Below are 17156 nucleotides of genomic sequence, written 5' to 3'. Positions count from 1 at the left end.
GCGGGCCCTAACGCGCTCCCCGCACCAAACGGCCGGGGCGCGCCCCGGTGTCGACGTCGTGGCGCCGCGTCACGGTCCCGCTGACGATCGTGGCGGCGTAACCGCTGGCTCCCTGCAGGATCCGGTTGCCGCCGGCCGGCAGGTCGAAGGCCATCGCCGCGGGGTGCAGCGTCAGGGCGTCCATGTCGATGACGTTGATGTCGGCCTTCTTGCCCTTCTCGATGGTGCCGCGGTCGGTGAGGCCGAACAGGTGGGCCGTGTCGCGCGATTGCTTACGGATCACGTACTCCAGCGACAGCTTGTCGCCCCGGCGCCGGTCGCGGGCCCAATGGGTCAGCAGGAACGTGGGATACGAAGCGTCGCAGATCATCCCGCAGTGGGCGCCGCCATCGGAAAGCCCGAGCACACCGGCCGGGTGCAGCAGCATTTCCCGGATCGCGTCGCAATTGCCGTCGGCGTAGTTGAACAGTGGCAGCATCAGCATGGCGGTCGCGTTCCGCTCGAGCATGAGGTCGTAGAGCGTGGACAACGGGTCCTCGCCGCGGGCCGCAGCGATGGCGGCGACGGTGCGTTCGGGGGTGGGCTCGTAATCGGGCGGATCGCCCAGCGCGTACAGCCGCTTGAGCGAATGCTGCACCAGGGCGAACATCCCGTCGAACAACAGCGTCGGGTCGGCGGGCAGGTCCTCATCGGCCAGGATGGCGGCCTTCACCGCCGGGTCGGCCAGGCGCTGCGCGAGTTCTTCGCGGCTGCATTCGGCCGCCAGCCGGCGGTAGGTGGGCCGGTGGCTGAAGCCGTGATGACCCTGGAACCCGATCATCATCCCGAACGGTCGGGCCGCGACCTGCGGGTAGAGGCGGGCGCCCTCGGCGTGCGCGTCGGCGGACAGGTCGAGCATCTCGCGCCACAGGTTGGGATCGGCGTCGACCTGGATCAGCGCGAAGGACACCGGCCTGTCGATCTCAGCGCTCAACCGGCGCATCCAGTCCAGTTCTTTCTTGGGCGCGACGATGTCCTCGCCCGCGGAGCCTTGCGGCGCCAGCTCGAAGACGGCCTGACCACCGGCGGCCATGGCCCGCCCGAGCCCGAACAGCTCATCCTCGGCGGCGAACGTGCCGGGCACCGGTTCACCGTCCATGGCGCGGTGCCCCATCGTGCGCGACGTCGAAAACCCCAGAGCGCCGGCCTCGATCGCCTCCCGGACCAGCCGGCCCATCGCCTCGATGTCGTCGGGCGTCGCTGGTTCGTTGCGGGCCCCGCGCTCGCCCATCGCGTAGGCGCGGATGGCGCCGTGCGCGACTTGGCTGCCCACGTCAATGGAGAACTTCTGCTTGCCGATCGCGTCGAGGTATTCGGGATAGGTCTCCCAGCCCCAGGTGATGCCCTCGGTCAGCGCGGTGCCGGGGATGTCCTCGACGCCCTCCATCAACTCGATCAGCCACTGCTCGGTGCCGGGCCGCACCGGGGCGAAGCCCACGCCGCAGTTGCCGGTCACGATGGTGGTGACGCCGTGACCGCTGGACGGCTCGAGCAGGCCATCCCAGCTCACCTGGCCGTCGTAGTGGGTGTGGATGTCGACGAAGCCGGGGGCCACCACATGCCCCGTGGCGTCGATGGTTTCGGCGGCTTCCCCGCCCAGCGCCGGGTCGTCGGCGCCGCGGCGGACGACGTCGACGATTTTGCCGTCCTTGATGCCGATGTCGGCGTGATAGCGCTCCGCGCCGGTGCCGTCGACGACGGTGCCACCAACGATCTTCAGGTCGAACATGTGACTCTCCTTGCCGGAACGGGCAACAGGCGCGAACGAGACTGGCAGCATTACGCTACGGCTAGTAGCGTAACTCTTGCGGCGGGCATCGCAATAGGTTCGGGCGATCTTTCTGTCAGAGCGAACTCTTCAGCGCCGAGACCGTCTCCAGATCGTCGAGGGCCACGACACCGCGCCGCAGCCCTTCCATGGCGACGTCTTCGACCTGCATGCCGCCCATTCCCGCGGTGATCAGGGGGGCCACGTAGGCGTACAGCGCTGCCTGGCGGAACCGCAGCCACAGGTCATCGCGGTCCAGGGTCGGGCCACCGGCCGCCGCGAGGGCACGGCGGTAGTCGTCGAGCAGCTCGCGCTGGGTCGCTCGGCGGTCCTCGGGGTCGAGGCTGGTGATCAGCGTGTAGGCGAGCTCGCGCGACGGGTGCCCGCGCCGCACCGCCTGCCAGTCCAGCAGCCCGGCCTTGCCGCCGTGGAAGTACATGTTGCCGGGGTGGGCGTCGCCGTGCATGACGGTGTGCGGGGGAGTGTCGATGAGAGCGGCGACCGCGCGGTAATTGTCGGCGATGAAACGGCCGTTCTCGACGGGGATCTCGGTGCGGTCGGCGAGGCGCTTGATCGAGGCGTGCATCAGCGAGCCGGTCAGCAGGGAAGTGACGTCGCCGGACGGCGTGTAGAGCCAGCCCAATGGACCGCGCCCGTCCCGGGGCAGTCGCTCCCAGAAGGTGGCGTGCAGGTCGGCGAGCAGCTCGACGATCAGGCTGGCCTGGTCGGGCGAAAGGGGATGCAAGGTGTCGGGGAACTCGCACGACTCGACCGGGAGGTCTTCCAGCACCACCAGGTAGCGTCCGGTCCACGAATCGAACGCGGACCCGTAGGAATACGGGGCGCCGACGACCTGCGGGGCGAGCTGACGGTAGAACCTCACCTCCGTGTGCCCGAGTCGGCCCAGCTCGCCCATCAACCGGGTCGCCGCGGTCGTCGCCGCGAGCTTGACGAACACCGAGTCGGGGACGTTCTTCCCCGTCAACACCAGCCGTGCCCGCGCCGACGTGCCCGCGTCGCTGCCCAGAAGCCGGACCGATCTGACGGCGGTGCCCATGATCCTCGACAGCACCGCCGCGTCGATGTCCTGCGCCCGGCGGGGGAGCCCGACCCGACCACCCACCACCGCGTCGGTGGCCACCCGGCCCATGCCACGGCCGAGGTGCGCGGCCAGGCCGGCAACCGATAGCGCCTGCGTCACGGGGTTGTTCATCGCGGTCGTTCCTCAGTGGGGGATGTGTCACCCGCGCCGCGAGCCGTGGGACATCGCGGCACGGGGTCAGACAAAAATACTTGAACGTCTCGACATCAGACAATACTTAGTTATTGTCTGATCTGTGGTACCAGGGCTCGCACCACGAACTGCTCGACGAACCGGCGTTTGTCGGCGGTCGTGCGGTACCGCCACGAGGGCGCCAGCAGAAACAGCGTGGTGGCGTGCAGCCACTGCACCACCGACCGCGGATCGAGGTCGGCGTGCAGGCGGCCGGCGGACTTCCACCGATCCAGCAGCGGTTGGTAATGCCGCAACAGGGTCTCCACGATGGGCTCCGACCCCTTCTCGAGGGCCGTCGCCACCGCGGTGCTCTCGGCGGCGAACAGCGCCTCGTTCAGGGGATCGCCGTCTACCGACTCGACGCGGGCCAGCACCATCTCCGGCACCGACCGCACGGGATCGTCGGGGGCGGCCAGCGAGCGCACCAACGCGCCGAGCGCGTGGTCGACCCGCTTCAGGATCAGGCCCAGCAGGACATCGTCACGTCCCGGGAAGTACCGGTACACCGTGGACCGCGACACTCCGGCCTCGTCGGCCACCTCACCCATCCGGAACTGGGTGTTGCCGCGTTGCACGATGCAGCGGCCGGCGGCGTCCAGGATGCGCCTGCGGGCCTCCTCGTCATCGAGGATCGCGCGGTCGTCGCCCCACCGGCGGCTCGGCTCCATGGCGCAGATGTTACGGGATGCGCCGCGCAGCACAACGAATTCCGTTGCGAATCAACCAAATCGCTCGAGAGGACAGCCATGGTGTATTCCGCCGCCGACGAGTCGTTCACGCACCAGCTTCCGACGACGTTCGACGCGGTACACGACAGCGACCCGACGTGGTCGGATCGCTGTTACTTCTTCGCGGCGTCGCCAGACGGCACCATGTTGTTGGCCAGCGGTTACGGCAACAATCCGAACACCGGCAGTGGGCTGGGCTATGTCAAGGTGAGTCTCGCCGACGGCAGGCACTGGGATCTGTTGGCGGGTAAGCCCATCGCGGGCGGCGATCGAACTGAGCTCAGTGCCGGCCCGATGCGCTGGACTTGCGTTGAGCCCCTGAAAAAGTGGCGGCTTGACGTGGAACCCAATGGTTCGGGGATCGAGTGGGAGCTTTACTACGAACCCAGCGCGCCGATGTGGGAGTTGCTGCCCATGAAGGTGATGGGCGACGACGGCCGGGTGCTCGCCGACATGTATCACATGAAGGAACCGGGCCGGTGGAGCGGCTGGGTGCGGATCGGCGGCGAACGGATCAGCGTCGACGGGTTTCACGGCGGTCGCGACCGCACCTTCGGCGTGCGGGTGTCCGACAGGATCGACTTCTGGCTGTGGCTCGACGCGGGCTTCGACGACCACGCGATCGAGGCGTGGGTCATCGAAACAGCCGACGGGACAGTGCAATACGTCGACGGTGGCATCACCTATGCGGATGGAACACTGTCAAAGCGGTTCGTCAAGATCGAACACGACGTCGAGTTCGACGGCGCACGCAAGCGGCCCGCCCGCGCGGTGCTGGTCTTCACCGACGAGGACGGCGAGACCCATCGAGTCATCGCCGACGCGCCGCATCAAGACGTCAACGCCTACTACGGGCTGCCGATGGCGCACTGCCAGTACGAGGACCTCGGCGCCGGGGCTTACTTCATCCATTTCCATTGGGACAGTGGCAATTCCGAACAGCTTGTCGAGACGGAGGGTAAGTCGATGGCCCTTGACCAGCTTATGCGCTTCGAGCGGGACGGCCACACCGGTTGGGGCGTATTCGAATTACTGCTCGGCGGTGCCGGTTACCGGCGGTATCCGAATTGGACGGCGATGGACATGTCGGCGTTCACCCAGGACAGGACGCCGGTCGAGCGCCTGCCGGCCCAAGGGGCTCGCCAGTGACCATGGCCGCCGACTTCGGGGCGCGGTTGAAGGGCTGGCTCCGCACCCGACTGCCCGACTCCGACGATGTCCGCGTCGAGGGCCTGGACCGGGTGAGCTTCGGCCATTCGGCCGAGATGCTGATGCTGACCGTGGTCACCGGCCACGGCGATCGGCGGGCACGCCAAGACCTGGTGCTGCGGCTGCGGCCCAGGCCGCCCGCGCTGCTGGAGCCTTACGACCTCCCGCGCCAATTCCGCATCCTGTCCGCACTCCAGGACACCGGGGTCCGCGTGCCGCGGGCGCTGTGGCTGGAAGAGACCGGCGAGGTGTTGGGCCGGCCCTTCTTTGTAATGGAACGCGTCGCCGGCGACGTGTACGAGATGCAGGCGCCCGCCGGCGTCGCGGACGAGACCGTGGTGCGGATGTGCCGGAGCCTGGTCGAGCAACTCGCCGCCATCCATGCCGTCGACCTCGCCCGGACCGGGCTCGATTCGCTCGACGACGGCGGGACGCACCTCGAGCGAGAACTCGACCACTGGGCCGCGGAGATGGACCGGGTCAAGCGTGGTTGCCTGCCCGCCCTCGAACGGCTTCACCGGGGGCTGCGGGAGAGCCGGCCGGCGCCCTGCCCGACGGTCACGCTGGTGCACGGGGATGCCAAACCGGGCAACTTCGGCTTCACCGGCGGCGAGGTGAGCGCTGTATTCGACTGGGAGATGAGCACGGTCGGCGATCCGCTGACCGACATCGGCTGGCTGGAGATCCTGTGGGCGCAGCCCGTCGGCATCAACAGCCATCCCGCCGCGCTCCCGATCGACGCCCTGCTCGCCCACTACGAGCGGACCAGCGGCATCAAGCTGCAGAACCGCGAGTGGTACCGCGCCTTCAACGCCTACAAGATGGCCGTCATCTGCCTCATCGGGGCGATGCTCGTCGAGGAGGGGCACAGCGAGGATCAGAAGCTGGTTCTCGCCGCGTACGGCACCTCGTTGCTGACCAGAGCCGGCCTCGCCGAGCTCGGTATCGACGAATCCCTCGACGACGGTCCGGTCCTGCCGCGCGAGGACCGCATTCAGCAAGTCCTGGCGCAAGCGACGTAGTTACGAAGCGTCGGGCCGTCCCGTGAGGTCGGTCCACGTCATCGTGACGCGGGTGCCGTGGGGTGTGCGGTCGATGGTCACTTGGTCCGCGAGGACCTCCATCAATGGGATGCCGCGTCCCCGGAGCTGCTGCTGGGGAGCCGGAATTTTGTGGCGCCATCGCCCGCGATCGCCGACGGACACGGCCAGGGTGTCGGACCGGCGGTCATAGGCCGCGCTCACGTCGAGCGTCCCGGGCTGCGAGGCGCTGCAATAGGCGAATTCTGCGGCGTTGGCGATGGCTTCGTTCACCGCCAGCAGGACGTCGCTGAACCGGTCGGAACTGAGGGTGAAATGCGTCTCGAGCCAGAGGCCGAACTCGGCTCGGGTCCGAGCCGCGCTGCGCGGGTCGGCAGCCACGCGATTCCGCGCGAAGCGGGACCGGTCGTCGGTCTGTGACACGTCATGCGACTGATCAGAGCGCCCCATCGTCTCCAGTTGTGCCCCCATCTCGAGGTTCACCCACCAGCGATGCCGCTCAGCGCGTCGTCGAGCGAGCTGTAGAGCGAGAGCACGCTGTCGATTCCCATCAATTTGATCGGCCTGCTGGTCGCCGAGCCGTTGGCGACGACCGCGAATTGCGTGGGCGGCTCGGTCTCGGCCTGCGCCGTGACCAACACTGTCATCCCGGCGGACGCCAGGAAGTCCACTTTCGACAGGTCAACGATCAGCGCGGCGGGTTTGGTCGCCATCGCGGTCTGGATCGCCTCGGCCAGATGCGGTGAGCTGAGCATGTCCACCTCGCCCGAGACGGTGAGGACGACCGCCTGTTCTACCTGTTGTTTTCCCACTGAAAAAGCGGTCGGGTCTATTGGATCACCGGTTAGTTCGCCCATGGTCTATTCACTCACATTCGGTCCCGCGCGGGACCCGTTAGCTCTCAAAACAGCCACTGCCAGCCCGGGGGCTGCTGGTTCAACCCCACGGAAAGCGCTTGCCCGTCGGAGGAGACACACTCCATCGATCTGCGCTGCTAGCCACAGATGCAGCCGCAAGTTCTCAGTAGATGGTATGTCACTTCGCGAACCACCCCCAAAACGAGTGAACGAATGACACCCCCGCGCCGTCCTGTGAGTGTGTGCGACGGTCATCGCAAAAGTTGCGCGCGCGTTCGGCCCATGCGTGAATTGCCTGCACCGGATTCGTGTCCAGCCTGGGCCGTGTGGCCTGCAGAAACGCGGAAGGGCGGTGGCCGTGGAGCCCGGTGATCACGAAGGCCCGCAGGACGACCCGCCCGGCGATGTCGAGCGCACCCGGTCCCTCGCCGAAGCCCTGACCCGGCGGAGCGCATTGCTGGGCATGGGAGCGGTGGCCGGCATCGCCGCGGTCGACGTCGGTGGGTTCGCCTACGCGGGCGGCTGGCTGCGGCCCGGCGCGCTGACGCCGCCCCGGTTCACCGACCGCTTCGAGCATGTCTACGGGCGTCACGAGGGTTTTCGGCGCAACCACGCGAAGGGGCTCAGCGCGTTCGGAACGTTTGCCAGCACGGGGGCGGGGGCGGTGGTCTGCCGGGCCGGGATTTTCCGGCCGGGGAGTGTGCCGGTGATCGGCCGGTTTTCCCTGTCGGGCGGTCTGCCGGATCAGCCTGACATGCCGACCACGGTCCGGGGGTTGGGCCTGCTCTTCCAGGGTCCCGACGGCGAGCAATGGCGCACCGCGATGATCGACATCCCCGTCTTCCCGGACAGCACTCCCCAGGGGTTCTACGACCGGCTGCTCGCGTCCAAGCCTGTGCCCGAGACGGGCAAGCCCGACCCCGCGAAGATGGCCGCCTTCCTCGACCGCCATCCGGAGACCGTCGCTGCCATGAAGGTCATCAAGGGCGCGCCGCCGAGTGCTGGGTTCGCCGACAGCACGTATCACGGGTTGAACGCGTTTCGATTCACCAACGGCGCCGGTGCGACCGTCTCCGTGCGCTGGTCCGCCGTTCCCCAGGAAACGGCGGCCGTCCCGGCGGCGGCCGGCAAGGACTACCTGTTCGACGACCTCATCCGCGCGCTCGCGCAGCGCCCGCTGAGTTGGCGGCTCGTGCTCACGATCGGCGAGCCGGGCGATCCCACGCACGACGCCTCGAAGCCCTGGCCGTCGGCCCGCCGCAGCATCGAGGCCGGCACCATCACCGTCACGGGCGTGCAGACCGAAGCGCCGGGCAACGCCCGCGACATCAACTTCGACCCCCTGGTCCTGCCGGATGGCATCGCCGCCTCCGACGACCCACTGCTGGCCGCAAGGTCGGCCGTCTACGCCCGCTCTTTCACCCGTCGCGCCGAGGAGCCCAAGACGCCCAGCGAAGTCGACGTCTCCCGGGTGCTGCGGTGACGGCCGGCACCGCCGCGGCCCGGTTCGCGCTGCCGTCCCGCCTGTTGCACTGGCTGATGGCGCCGATGGTCATCGCGCAACTGCTGATCGGCGTCACCATGGTCGCGGCGCTGAGCTACTACCCGCTGCTGCTGGCCATCCATCGGCCCCTGGGAGTGCTGATCCTGATCTTCGCGGTGGTCCGGCTGGCGAATCGGCTCAGGCACCGGCCCCCACCCTTCCTGGCCACGATGAGCGGCGCGGAACGGCGCATCGCGACGTGGTCGGAGCGCCTGCTCTACGCCCTGCTGCTGGTGCAGCCACTGACCGGGTGGGCGATGCTGTCGGCGGCACGATTCCCCGTCACCCTGGTGGGGCCGCTGCGGCTGCCCGGCATCGCGCCGCACAGCATCGATGTCTTCGCGGTGCTCCGCGAATGCCATGGCGCGTTCGCGTTCCTGCTGTTCGCAGCGTTTACCGCCCACATGTGCGCGGTCCTCTTCCACACGCTCGTTCTGCGCGACCGACTCCTCGATCGCATGGCGCTGTGGCGCGTCAGACCCGCCGCCGCGCAGCCAGAACAAGCCGACCTGTGACGGCCTGCCTTCTGGGACTTTGATCGGCCGAATATGATCGGCACGATTATTTGCAGGGCGCGAGCACCGCAGGGGCCGTGACCGTACGGGGACCACGAAGGAGTGGGGAACTTCCATGCCAAACGAGAAGCAAGCGGACCGGATGGCGTCGGGGAAGGGATTCATCGCGGCGCTCGACCAGAGCGGCGGCTCGACGCCCAAGGCGCTGCGCCTCTACGGCATCGAGGACGACGCGTACTCCTCCGAGGAGGAGATGTTCGACCTCATCCACCAGATGCGGTCGCGGATCATCACGTCGCCCGTATTCAACGGCGACCGCGTGCTGGCCGCGATCCTGTTCGAGCAGACCATGGACCGCGAGATCGAGGGCAAGCCGTCGACCACCTACCTGTGGGAGACCAAGGGCGTGGTGCCCATCCTGAAGATCGACAAGGGCCTGGCCGAGGCGTCGGATGACGTGCAGCTGATGAAGCCGATCCCGGGGCTGGACGAGTTGCTCGAGCGCGCCGTGGGCAAGGGCGTCTTCGGCACCAAGGAACGGTCGGTGATCGGGGGCGCCAACGCGGGGGGCATCGCCGCCGTGGTGGCCCAACAATTCGAACTGGCCCACCAGGTGCTCTCGCACGGTCTGGTGCCCATCATCGAACCGGAGGTCACCATCTCGATCTCGGACAAGGCGGAGGCCGAAGGCATCCTGCGCGACGAGATCACCAAGCAACTCGAGAACGTGCCCGAGGGTCAGCGCGTGATGCTCAAGCTGAGTCTGCCCACCGAGGTCAACTTCTACCGCCCCCTGATCGAGCACCCGAAGGTGATGCGGGTGGTCGCCCTTTCCGGTGGCTACTCCCGCGAGGAAGCCAACGAGCTGCTGGCGAAGAACACCGGGTTGATCGCCAGCTTCAGCCGCGCCCTCACCGAGGGGCTCGCGGTCGACCAGTCCGACGAGCAGTTCAACGCCACGCTGGACAAGGCGATCCAGTCCATCTACGAGGCCTCGGTCGCCGGCTGACCTAATCGCGGTGCGACCCGCGTCCGCTCGGTCCGCGGCGCTCGCGATCGCTAGTAGCGGTGGCGGGCCATGCGCGGCGGCCCGTCGCCGGCGTCGTGTTCGTCTGACACCACGGCGGGCACCATCTCGCTCGTCACCAGCCCGTCGTCGCGGGTCAATTCGTCGACCACGTCGAAGGATTCGGCGATGTGGGCCGGGGTGTCAACGAGGATGGTCACCACGGGGACGCGCCGACGCAGCGAGAGAAACTTGTCGCCGTGCGGCCGATGGTCTCCGTGATATCCCCAGACGCCACGCAGCACCGTCGCGCCGTCGGGCGCGTCGCGCTGACACAGCTGCTGCACGATCGCGCGGTGAATGGGCACCCCGTCGACCAAGGCCGACTCGGATGTGTAGACGGTCAGTTTCTGGAAGAGCGACAAACCGCGTTCGTCGACCCCGGGCAGCGCGTGCGGCCGCTCCAGCAGTTCACCGTCGCGTTTGCACACGCGGACCCGCTCCAGCGTGAACATCGGCTCACGAAGCAGCCCGGCGAGCTCCGGCAGCACGCCCGCGATGCGCTCACCGGATCCGACGGCCACGATCATCATCGGGACGTTGGCGTTGCGACCGAAGAAGCGGGCGCGATGCCGCTGCCCGTGGCTGACGCCGTCGACCCCCAACAGCACCGAGGCGCCGGCGATCCGGCGCCGATGCAGGAGGTCGCAGACGGCGACGTAGGCCGGGGTGCCGTTGACGCGTTCCTTGCGGCCGACGTACACGGTCAGCTTGACGGCTTCGCGCAATTCCTCGGGGAGTTCCAGCGGCCCCGGGAAGGACCCGCCGCCGCGCAGCAGCCGCGCCCGCTCGAGGGTGACCAGGCCGCGCTGCTTGATGGCGAGCACCGGGTCGAGCAGGGCCTCGATCTTCGCCCTGGTGTCGACCGCCACGATCGCGACGGGCGGATCCTCGGACAAGGTCAGCGACTCGTCGGTCCTCAGGTAGCGACCGGTACCGAAACCACCGGCGCCGCGCAGCACCACGCCACAGGCGATGCGGTGCCGGCCGTACAGGTCGAGCAGCACGTCGGAGACAAAGCCCGCGTCGGTCCGCCGGCGCTCGGCCAAGTAGGTGGTGAGCTTCAGGCAGTCCTCGTCCATGGCCGCTCCCGTCGCTTTGCGGCGATCCTACCCGGTTGGAGACCTCAAGCGTCGCAACGGTGTTCGCTGCGACCCGGCTCACCGCAGGTTTTCGGTCGGCACCGCGTAGCGGTCCTGATAGGCGCGCACCCGCTCGCGCACCTCGCCCGCCTGCAGGCCGGTGTCCGACCAGGTGTAGCGGCCGCGGCCCCCATCGCCGGGGTGGGCGGCGAGAAACTCGCGCATCTGCTGCTCGGCGTCGGGGCGCAGCTCGCGGTCGAGCCGTTGGTAGATGTCCTTGATCGTGGTCCATGGGTCGGTGATGAAGTCGGTGTATTGCACGTCGATCACGCGGTCGGCCGGCACGGCGCCGCTGTCCCGCAGGGCCATCTCGCGCTCCAGGCCGACGACGATCTCCTCGTAGGACTGCGCCGCACACTCGGCGATGCTCGATTCGCCGCTGCACATCCGGCGCAGGTGGTGGGTGAGGGCCGCGATCGACGAGATGACGTTGAGCGGGTCACGATGCGTCTGCACGATCAGCGCGTCGGGGTATTCGGCCAGCAGCGTGTCCAGCTGCCACAGGTGCGCGGGCGACTTCAGCAACCACTGACCGGCTACGCCGGATTGCAAGTGCTGCAGGAAGATTCGGTGATATCGGTATGCGCCCGCGTGGTCCGCCTCGTAGAGCAGCCAACGGTAGTAACCCGGCAGGCGGTACTGCACCGAAAAGATCATGCTGACGAACTCGCCGGCCGTGATGCGCACACACTCCTGCCCGACGAGCGCGCCCATCGGATGAAAGGCCAGGAACCCCGGCATGATCTGCTCGGACATTTCGATGCTGGCCTGCGCCTGCGCGATCCGCGGATCGTCGTGATAGGTCTCCGGTTGTGGAACGGGGCAGGGTTCGTCGACCTCCCATGTCAGCGGGGCGCGCAGCGCGGGATCCTGGGCGAGCAGGTCATAGAGGATCGTGGTCCCGGTGCGTGGCTGGCCGACGATGAAGATCGGCGCCGTGACCGGTTTGGCGGCGATCTCGGGATGCTCTTTGCGCCAGGCGATCACACCGAGGCGGTTCTTCAGGGCCCGCATGATGTCGAGGTGCGCGATCTCCACCCCGATGTCCGACAGTCGCGCGTCGTTGATCAGCCCGTCGGTGAGGCGGTGCAGCCCGGGCCGCCAGCCCTCGGCGCCGAAGTCGTCGCTGCCGACCTCCTCGCAGGCGGCGGCAATCAGCCGCTCGGGGGCGAATCGATCCTGCAGTGTCATACGGCCTCCTCGCATCGGCGCACCGACACCTTCACGTCGGGCGGGCTGGGGTTGTCCAGCCAGCGCAGGACGACGAACCCCCGATGCCGGCCACCGGTGTCGAGCCAGTGGCCCAACCCGAAGTCGTTCGCGGAGATGGCGATCCGCACCCGGCCGTCGCCTTCGGGGGCCGCGCCACGGTTGGTGACCGAGCTGTGCCGGGCCCGCGGCTCGAGGCACTCGTGCCAGATGCTTTCCAGGGTGACGTTCCAGTACCGGGTGTCGGGTGGGGCGATGTCGAGGACCAGGGCCTCGTCGGGCTCCAGCCGGAAGGTCCCGATCATGTACAGGTTGTCCGGGGTGGTGTCCGCGGCGCCCAGGTTGGCGGCCTCGGCGGTCAGCAAGGTGTTGGGCATGTCGAGCAGTTCCGGCTTGATGGTGCGGTGCAGCGTCGTCAACTTCATCAGTGACCAGGCCATCGCGGTGAACTGATCTGCGAGCTCGGCGTCGGTCAGCGGGACCAGCGGGGCGGGGTCCAGCGCCTCGATGCGCAGGGTGGCGAGTTCCTCGTGCGCACGGTCGCCGATGTACTCGCGGACCACCACGGATGAGGCGTCGTCGGGGATGCGCACCCACTGGGCGCCGGCGAGTTCGGAGGGTTGATCCGCGGACAGCACGACCGCGAATTCGCCTGAGGCCAAGGCCAAGTCGACGTCGCTGACATACCCGGCCATGCGCCGCGGCGTGAGCCCCGTCCCGGCCAGGATCTGCAACCCGAGGTAGGCGCTGGTGCCCCGGGAGCCGGTGATCCGGTAGCTCCGGTCGCCACGGATCATCGCCAGGTAGTAGTTGCCGTCCGGATTGGGGCCGCCGACCATCCGGTTCGCCGAACACATATCGAAGAAGGTGGGCCGGTCGGCATCGGACTCGACCGACATCTGTGCACACAGCGACGAGACGCGGGCGATCATCCGCAGCCCTTCTAGCAGCTCCCGCTCGGACTCGGCGTCCTCGGTGACGATCTTGGTGACGTCGGCGACCATCTGCTGGACGAACTGCCACGCGGCCCGCGCCTTCGAACCGGGCTGATCGGACGAATCGGTGTCTTGAGACATCGTCTCATGCTAAGACTATGTCTTACGACTTGGACGTGATTTGCGGAAAAGGTGGGGGAATGGCTGCCACGGCATCGTTGGCCGAACGCAAGCGAACGGCGATGCGCCAGCGGATCGCCGGCGCCGCGGCTCAGCTGGTAGCCGATCGCGGCTTGGCCGGCACCACGGTGGACCGGATCGCCGACGAGGCCGACATCGGGCGCGCGACCTTCTTTCGCTATTTCAACTCCAAGGAAGACGCCGTCGCCGAGGGCATGACCGTCCATTGGCTCAACCGGATCACCGACGCCCTGGCGGCCCAGCCTGCGCGCCTGAGCGCCACCGATGCGGTCGTCGGCGCCTTCTCCGAGCTCGCGGGCGGGTTCGCCGACATCGAGGACCAGATTCGCGAATTGGCCGTCCTGACAAGGTCTTCCGACACATTGGACGCCTGGACGCTGCACATCTACGTGCGGTACGAGCTGGCGATCGCCGATCTGATCGCGCCGCGACTGCCGCGATTGGCCCCGCAGGACCCCAGGCCCCGCCTGATCGGCGCGCTGGCGATGGCGGCCGTGCGCATCGCCCTCGACGATTGGCTCAGCCATGGCGGATCCCTGCCCGACCGGGTGGGACGTGGCCTGGCGGCGATCACGGTCGGATAGCCAACACCTCACGGCCGCTTACCCCCACCGCGGCCCCATCAAGGGACCTATTCCCCTGTGTTGACCCGCAGCCGGCGAGTAAATTCGCTGTGTACCTTGATGATTCGCGCCCTACGCGTTACGCGAACGTTAACACTATGTGGCCGTGGGCCGCCGAGCTGGGAGTTGTCTTGTCTGCTGAGCGCATGGTCGATGCTGCGCACCCGGCCCCGCCCGACGCCGGCGAACCCGAGGTCCGTCGGCGGCTGGCGGCCCTGCTGGCGCAGATCGACGGCCTGCTGGCAAGCCTGCGGGAGGCGGAGATCTCCTGGGCGCGGTGGCTGCCGGCCATTGCGCCGGAGCACCGCGCGAGCGCACGAAACCTGTTGCACTACTGGGCGATCCGCCAATTCGACCTGCGCGAACTTCAGTCCGGCCTCGCGGAGTTCGGCCTGTCGTCGCTGGGTCGCAGCGAAGCCCACGTCCAGGCCACGCTCGCCGCGGTCCGCGCGGCCATCGTGGCCATGGCGGACGGGGGTTGGCAGCCGCCGGCGCCGTCCGCGGTCCCCATCGAGCTGGGGCCGAAGATCCTGCGCCAACACAGCGTCGAGCTGCTGGGGCCCCGGCCGGCGCATCGGATGACGCGCATCATGGTCACGCTGCCGACGCAGGCCGCAACCGACCCTGACCTGGTACGCGAATTGGTGCGGCGCGGCATGAACATCGCGCGGATCAACTGCGCCCACGACGATGCAGATGCATGGCGAGCCATGGTCGGCCACGTCCGGGACGCGGCCGCGGAGGCCGGCACCACGTGTCTGGTCGCGATGGATCTGGCCGGGCCGAAGCTGCGCACCGGGCCGCTCGAGCCGGGACCCCGGGTGGTCAAGCTTCGACCACGACGAGATCAGCTCGGCCGGGTCGTCGCACCGGCGCGGGCGTGGATGACCTCGATCGAAGAACCCGCCAACCCGCCGGAACCGGGCATGACCGTGTTCACGGTGCCGGTGCGGTGGCTCGCCGGCCGCCGTCCGGGCGACATGCTGGTGCTCCGGGACGCGCGAGGGTCCCAACGGCGCCTCGTGCTCAACGACGGCACCGAGCCCACGGGACGTGGCTTCGTCGTGACGACGCAGCAGACCACCTACCTGGTGACGGGGACGGTGCTGACCACCGAAGACGAATCGGCGCGGGTGGGTCCGCTCGCCGCAGCGGAGCAGAGCTTGGTGGTGCGCGCCGGAAGCCTTCTGCAACTGACCCGCGACTGTTCACCGGCGCCGGTTGGCGGTGGTCAACCCGCCGCGCGCATCGTTTGCACGCTGCCCGAGGCTTTCGACCATGCCCGGGCGGGGGACGCCGTTTACTTCGACGACGGCAAGATCGGCGGCCGCGTCGTGTCCGTCGCTCGCGACGTGCTCACCGTGCGCATCGACCGCCCGGAGCAAGGGGAGGCCCGACTGAAGGCGGGCAAGGGCATCAACATGCCCGACACCGACTTGCCGATCTCGGCGATCACCGACCGTGATGTCAGCGATCTCGCCGCCGTGATCGAACTGGCCGACCTGGTGGACTTGTCGTTCGTCCGTAACCCGGCCGACGTCGACCGGCTGTTGGCTGAGCTTGACCGACTCGGAGCCGACCGATTGGGCATCGTGCTCAAGATCGAGACCCGGCGTGCTTTCGAGCACCTGCCGCAGCTGTTGCTCACCGCGATGCGCCGGCCGCGGGTCGGGGTGATGATCGCCCGCGGCGACCTCGCGGTCGAGTGCGGCTACGAGCGGATGGCCGAGTTGCAGGAGGAAATCCTGTGGCTGTGCGAAGCCGCACACCTGCCGGTGATCTGGGCGACGCAAGTCCTCGAGCAACTCGCCAAGACCGGTCTGCCCTCACGCGCGGAGATCAGCGATGCCGCGATGAGCGAACGTGCCGAATGCGTGATGCTCAACAAGGGCCCATTCCTCGACGATGCAGTCACGGTGCTCGACAACATCATGCGGCGAATGGCCGACCACTACTACAAGAAGAACGCGTTGTTGCGCCCGCTGCGGTCCTGGTCAGCCACCACCGGTCAGGGCGCCGACGATGATGCGGGTCGTGCGCTCGGCTCGGCGTCGTGAATATCCTTGCGGGTCAGAGAGGATCGGGTAGACCACGCCACCGACGATCGCGTCCGCGGCCGACTCCGCGGTGCTTTCGTCGACGCCGGCGGCGAGGATGCGAGCCCGGACGCTCTCGTGTAGGGGCTCGCTGAATCCGGCACGCAGTTTGACCGCGGTGTCCTCGTGTTCCATGCCCGCGGCGGTCAAGATCCGCAGCATCGCCGAGCCGCGAGCCGTCGTGAGGGTGGTGGCGAGCCTGCGCACCCACCCCACCAGGTCGGCGGCCAAATCGTCGGTGTGGTTGACCGATGCGAGCAGCTGGTCGGCGTCCTCGAGCATGACGTCGGCGACCAGGGCGGGGCGGCTGGGCCACCACCGGTAGATGGTCTGCTTGCCCACTGCAGCGCGGGCGGCGACCGCCTCGATGGTCAGGCCGTCGAAGCCGCGCTCCAAAAGCAATTCGCGGGTGGCGGTGACGATCGCCGTGCGCGACTTCTCGCTGCGGCGCCTCGGCGTGCTCACCTGGGTGAGATCGCTTGGCATATGGTGATCCTCACTGCCGCCTTTGCCCGCTTTACATCGCGTGACTACCCCCGGTAGTCTGCCACAAGACGAGACGGTTCGTCTTGTAAGGCCATCCGAATTGAAGGGTAACAGTCCGTGCGGCCAACGTCAGCCAGCTCCCGGCCGCCATCGTGACCCTGGGATTGAGCCCGGAGCAACAGGAACTCAGCGACGCCGTCGGTCAGTTCGCCGGCCGGCACGCGCCCGTCTCCGCCACCCGCGACAACTTTGACGACCTCGCCGCGGGGCGCCCGCCCCAGTGGTGGGAGGCCTTCGTCGGCAACGGATTTCACGCGGTGCATCTGCCTGAAAGCCTCGGTGGGCAGGGCGGGCGCCTGATCGACGCCGCGTGCGTCCTGGAGGCGGCGGGCAAGGCGCTGTTGCCCGGCCCGCTGCTGCCGA

At 68.2% G+C, this 17156-nt stretch carries 17 protein-coding genes; 8 read left to right on the top strand and 9 right to left on the bottom strand.

All coding sequences use genetic code 11. The features are described from left to right. Positions 1–7 precede the first annotated feature (7 nt). The 3 genes from A5701_RS12065 to A5701_RS12055 form a co-directional block, all read right to left on the bottom strand. A complete protein-coding gene (locus tag A5701_RS12065) occupies positions 8–1768 on the bottom strand; it encodes an amidohydrolase family protein (RefSeq protein ID WP_067753152.1) in 1761 nt (586 codons plus the stop codon). A gap of 115 nt (positions 1769–1883) precedes the next feature. Continuing rightward, positions 1884–3020, bottom strand: coding sequence for a phosphotransferase (locus A5701_RS12060; RefSeq protein ID WP_067753149.1), 1137 nt, complete (start codon positions 3018–3020; stop codon positions 1884–1886). A 110-nt stretch (positions 3021–3130) separates the two neighbouring features. Then, positions 3131–3751 carry a TetR/AcrR family transcriptional regulator gene (locus A5701_RS12055; protein ID WP_067753146.1) on the bottom strand — a complete coding sequence of 207 codons (621 nt, stop codon included), beginning with the start codon at positions 3749–3751 and terminating at the stop codon, positions 3131–3133. Between the two features lie 78 nt (positions 3752–3829). Here A5701_RS12055 and A5701_RS12050 point away from each other — a divergent pair, with 78 nt between their 5' ends. Together A5701_RS12050 and A5701_RS12045 are read left to right on the top strand one after the other, a co-directional pair. Next, positions 3830–4960, top strand: coding sequence for a hypothetical protein (locus A5701_RS12050; RefSeq protein WP_067753143.1), 1131 nt, complete (start codon positions 3830–3832; stop codon positions 4958–4960). A 2-nt stretch (positions 4961–4962) separates the two neighbouring features. After that, positions 4963–6042 carry a phosphotransferase family protein gene (locus tag A5701_RS12045; RefSeq protein ID WP_156670060.1) on the top strand — a complete coding sequence of 360 codons (1080 nt, stop codon included), beginning with the start codon at positions 4963–4965 and terminating at the stop codon, positions 6040–6042. On the opposite strand, the gene A5701_RS12040 is transcribed toward A5701_RS12045, so the two are convergent. Continuing rightward, the gene (locus A5701_RS12040; protein WP_067753224.1) at positions 6043–6483 is read right to left on the bottom strand and encodes an ATP-binding protein; all 441 of its coding nucleotides are present in this window, start codon (positions 6481–6483) and stop codon (positions 6043–6045) included. A gap of 56 nt (positions 6484–6539) precedes the next feature. Continuing rightward, positions 6540–6917 carry an STAS domain-containing protein gene (locus A5701_RS12035; protein WP_067753137.1) on the bottom strand — a complete coding sequence of 126 codons (378 nt, stop codon included), beginning with the start codon at positions 6915–6917 and terminating at the stop codon, positions 6540–6542. 358 nt (positions 6918–7275) lie between these two features. On the opposite strand from A5701_RS12035, the gene A5701_RS12030 reads away from it, so the two are divergent. The 3 genes from A5701_RS12030 (at position 7276) to A5701_RS12020 (ending at position 9984) form a co-directional block, all read left to right on the top strand. Beyond that, positions 7276–8400 carry a catalase family peroxidase gene (locus tag A5701_RS12030; RefSeq protein WP_304528224.1) on the top strand — a complete coding sequence of 375 codons (1125 nt, stop codon included), beginning with the start codon at positions 7276–7278 and terminating at the stop codon, positions 8398–8400. Further along, positions 8397–8975 carry a cytochrome b gene (locus tag A5701_RS12025; RefSeq protein ID WP_067753134.1) on the top strand — a complete coding sequence of 193 codons (579 nt, stop codon included), beginning with the start codon at positions 8397–8399 and terminating at the stop codon, positions 8973–8975. The genes A5701_RS12030 and A5701_RS12025 overlap by 4 nt, the downstream gene beginning before the upstream one ends. A 115-nt stretch (positions 8976–9090) precedes the next feature. Next, positions 9091–9984: a fructose bisphosphate aldolase gene (locus tag A5701_RS12020; protein WP_067753131.1), complete on the top strand. Its 894-nt coding sequence runs from the start codon at positions 9091–9093 to the stop codon at positions 9982–9984. A 50-nt stretch (positions 9985–10034) separates the two neighbouring features. Here A5701_RS12020 and A5701_RS12015 read toward each other — a convergent pair whose 3' ends face one another. From A5701_RS12015 to A5701_RS12005, 3 genes are all read right to left on the bottom strand, one after another. Next, positions 10035–11123: a DUF190 domain-containing protein gene (locus tag A5701_RS12015; RefSeq protein WP_067753127.1), complete on the bottom strand. Its 1089-nt coding sequence runs from the start codon at positions 11121–11123 to the stop codon at positions 10035–10037. Between the two features lie 78 nt (positions 11124–11201). Beyond that, on the bottom strand, positions 11202–12374 hold the full coding sequence (locus tag A5701_RS12010; protein WP_067753124.1) for a sulfotransferase: 1173 nt from the start codon (positions 12372–12374) through the stop codon (positions 11202–11204). Then, a complete protein-coding gene (locus A5701_RS12005; protein ID WP_067753121.1) occupies positions 12371–13468 on the bottom strand; it encodes a DUF1214 domain-containing protein in 1098 nt (365 codons plus the stop codon). The genes A5701_RS12010 and A5701_RS12005 overlap by 4 nt, the downstream gene beginning before the upstream one ends. A 59-nt stretch (positions 13469–13527) precedes the next feature. Here A5701_RS12005 and A5701_RS12000 point away from each other — a divergent pair, with 59 nt between their 5' ends. Together A5701_RS12000 and A5701_RS11995 are read left to right on the top strand one after the other, a co-directional pair. Beyond that, entirely contained in the window at positions 13528–14112 is a 585-nt protein-coding gene (locus tag A5701_RS12000; protein WP_067753118.1) for a TetR family transcriptional regulator, read from the top strand. Between the two features lie 185 nt (positions 14113–14297). Next, complete coding sequence (locus A5701_RS11995; RefSeq protein ID WP_067753114.1) at positions 14298–16208, top strand: pyruvate kinase; 1911 nt, start codon at positions 14298–14300, stop codon at positions 16206–16208. Here the strand turns inward: A5701_RS11995 and A5701_RS11990 are convergent. Beyond that, positions 16146–16733 (bottom strand): TetR/AcrR family transcriptional regulator, encoded by a 588-nt coding sequence (locus A5701_RS11990; protein WP_067753112.1) that lies wholly within the window; start codon positions 16731–16733, stop codon positions 16146–16148. The genes A5701_RS11995 and A5701_RS11990 overlap by 63 nt on opposite strands. 152 nt (positions 16734–16885) lie before the next feature. Between A5701_RS11990 and A5701_RS11985 the strand changes: the two genes are divergently transcribed. Beyond that, a partial coding sequence (locus A5701_RS11985) for an acyl-CoA dehydrogenase family protein (protein ID WP_197504969.1) occupies positions 16886–17156 on the top strand: 271 nt, incomplete at its 3' end.

This window comes from Mycobacterium sp. E3305, assembly GCF_001666785.1.
Classification (GTDB): domain Bacteria; phylum Actinomycetota; class Actinomycetes; order Mycobacteriales; family Mycobacteriaceae; genus Mycobacterium.
This window is presented reverse-complemented; position numbering and strand designations above follow the sequence as displayed.